Consider the following 3,016-nt stretch of genomic DNA (forward strand, 5'->3'; position numbering starts at 1 on the left):
GATCTCCACCAGCGCCGCCTCGGCCTCGTTCTCCGCCGCCGCCGCGCCCGCTTCGACCACCGGCTCAGGCAGACACTTGCGGTCCACCTTGCCGTTGGCGCTCAGCGGCACGCTGTCCAGCGCCATGATCGACGCGGGCAGCATGTAAGGCGGCAGACGCCGCGCCAGCGCGTCGCGAATCGCGGCGGGATCGAAGCCCCCGTCCGGCCGCGGCAGCACATAGCCGGCGATGATCCGCCGGCCGTCGCGCTCGATCACCGAGGCCACGCCGCGCTCCACGCCCGGCGCCGCCGCGAGCGCGGCTTCGATTTCGCCGATCTCGATCCGGAAGCCGCCGATCTTGACCTGGTCGTCCACCCGTCCCAGGAACTCCAGATTGCCGTCGGCAAGCGCGCGCGCGCGATCGCCGGTCCGGTACATCCGCTCGCCCGGCACAAAGGGGTTGTCGACGAAGCGGTAAGCCGTGAGATCGGGCTGGCCGAGATAGCCCAAGGCCACGCCCGCGCCGGCAATCCACAAATCGCCCGGCACGCCCACCGGCACCGCCTGCAGCGAGGAGGACAGCACATAGAGCCGCTGCCCCGGCAAATGGCGGCCGTAGGGCACGAAGGCGGCGTCGGCCGCCAGCCCCCGCGTGTCGTACCAGCACGACCAGATGGCCGCCTCGGTGGCGCCGCCCAGCGCGAGCACCTCCGGATCGGAGGTCGCGGCCGCGCGGATCTGCGCGGGCAGCCCCACCGGCACGCGGTCGCCGCTCAGCATCGCCAGCTTCAAGGAGGGCGGCAGCGCGCGCCCGCTCTGCCGGCATTCGAGCAGCAACAGCTCCATCACCGCCGGCACCGACTCCCATACCGTCGCCCCCTCGCGCGTCATCAGGTCCAGCCACACGCCCGGCGCGATCGTCGACGACTCCGGCGCCAGCAAGACCGCGGCGCCCGCCGCGAACGCGCCGAAGAAATCGAACACCGACAGATCGAAGCCCGCCGCCGACACGCACATCAAGCGGTCGGACGCGCCGATCTGGTAGCCGCGCAGGAAGACCTCCATCGTCAGCGAGGCCGCGCGGTGGGTGATCATCACCCCCTTGGGCTTGCCGGTGGATCCCGAGGTGAACATCACATAGGCCAGATCGTCCGGCGCCGCCTCCGGCAGCGCGACGTCGGCCGGCGGCTCCTCTTCCATCAGGATCGCGCGCGCCGCGACGCCGTCCAGCAACGGCAGATGCTCGCGCGTCGTCAGCACATGGCCGACCGTGGCCAGCAGATCGCGCAGGCGTCCCGGCGGCATCGCCGGATCGGCCGGCACGTAGGCGCAGCCGGCGCGCATCACGCCCGAGTAGGCGGCGACCACGCACGCGCTCCTCGGCAGCAGCACCGCCACCGGTTCGCGCCGCGCGCCCGCCGCCGCCACCGCCCTGGCCACGCGCAGGGTCTCGTCGGCCAGCTCGCGGTAATTCATCGCCTCGTCTACGCCTATGATCGCCGGCGCCAGCGGCGTCAGCTCGGCGTGACGCGCTATGCCCGCGTGCAGCAGATAGCCTCCGCCCACCGGCGGCGTCGCGTTCCAGTCGTGAATCAGCCGACGCGCCTCCTCGTCGTCGACCAGGGTCAGATCGCCAAGCCGCGCGTCCGGCCGCGCGGCGAGCTGGGCCAGCAGATGCAGGAAGCTCGCGCCCAGCCGGCCTATGCCCTCCTCGTCGTAACGCGCGGCGTCGAAGTCGACGTAGAGCACGGTCTCTTCGCCCGGGATCAGCTGGCCAACCAGCGGATAGTTGGTGCGCGTCTCCGCCGCCGCGAACTCGCTGACGTCGAAACCGGCGTCGCCTCGGACCAGGGTCCGGTCCACCGGGTAGTTTTCCACCACGAACAAGCTGCTCAGCAGCTCGCCGCCGTCGTAGCCCGCCCAGCGCCGGATGTCGGTCAGCGAGGCGGCGCCCAGCCTGGCCCGCTCGCTCTGCTGGCCATGCAGCTGGCGCAGCCACTCCGATACCCGCGCCTCGTCGTCTATGCTCACGCGCGCCGGCACCGTGTTGATGAAGAGGCCCACCATCTGCTCGACGCCCGGCAGCGTCGCCGGTCGGCCGGACAGCGTGGTGCCGAACACCACCTCGCGCCCGCCGCCGGCGTAGCCCAGCGTCAGCGCCCAGGCGCCGGCCAGCAGGCTGGCGCGGGTCACGCCGGCCCGCCGCGCGGCGCGGTCGACCTGATCGCGCAGCGCCGCGTCGAAGACGAAGGCGCGCCGGCCCTGGCCGCGCGCTTGAGGGCCGCGCGCCGGAGACGCGAAGCCGATGGGCGTGGGCTCCTCGACGCCGTCCAGCACTTGCCGCCAGTACGCGGCCTGTTCGCGCGCGTCCCGCGCGGCCAGCCAGTCGACGAAGGGCTGAAAACGGCTGCCCGCCAGCGGAGCCGCTTCGCCGGCGCCCAGCTCGGCGTAACGGCCGAGCACCTGCTTCAGGATCAAGGGCACCGACCAGCCGTCGACGACCGCGTGGTGGTAGCTCCACAGAAAACGCCAGGTCTCGCCGGGCTCGCGGATCAGGGTGCCGCGCAGCAAGGGCCCGCGCTCGAGATCGAAGCCGCGTTCGCGGTCAAGCTCGCGCAGCGCGGCGAAGCGGCCGGCGCAGGCCTCGGCGGACAGCGCGCGCCAATCCAGCGCGTCCCAGTCCGGGTCCAGACGCGGATGGACGATTTGCACCGCGCTCTTCAGCCCTCGCCAGCGGAAGGTGGTGCGCAGCGAGGCGTGCGCCGCCGCGACGTCGAACCAGGCGCGGCGGAAGCGCTCCGCGTCCAAGGCTCCGCTCATTTTCCAATGCAGTTGCTCGATGTAGAGCGGCGCGCCGTCGTCGGCGATGGAGTGGAACAGAATGCCCTGCTGCAGCGGCGTGACGCCGTACAGCGCCTCCAGCCGCGGATGCTCGCGCTCGATCGCGTCGATGTCGCACTGCTCCAGCTGGGCGAGCGGCAGGTCCGACGGCGTCAGGCCGCCCGACTGCGGCGACAGGCAATGCGCCAGCACC

At 72.4% G+C, this 3,016-nt stretch carries 1 protein-coding gene; it reads right to left on the reverse strand.

The genetic code is table 11. From position 1 onward, the window contains the following. Nucleotides 1–3,016 (reverse strand): amino acid adenylation domain-containing protein (locus VK98_RS22490; RefSeq protein WP_048416155.1); only part of this gene is annotated, 3,016 nt, incomplete at both ends.

It is taken from the genome of Chromobacterium sp. LK11 (assembly GCF_001043705.1).
Lineage (GTDB): Bacteria > Pseudomonadota > Gammaproteobacteria > Burkholderiales > Chromobacteriaceae > Chromobacterium > Chromobacterium alkanivorans.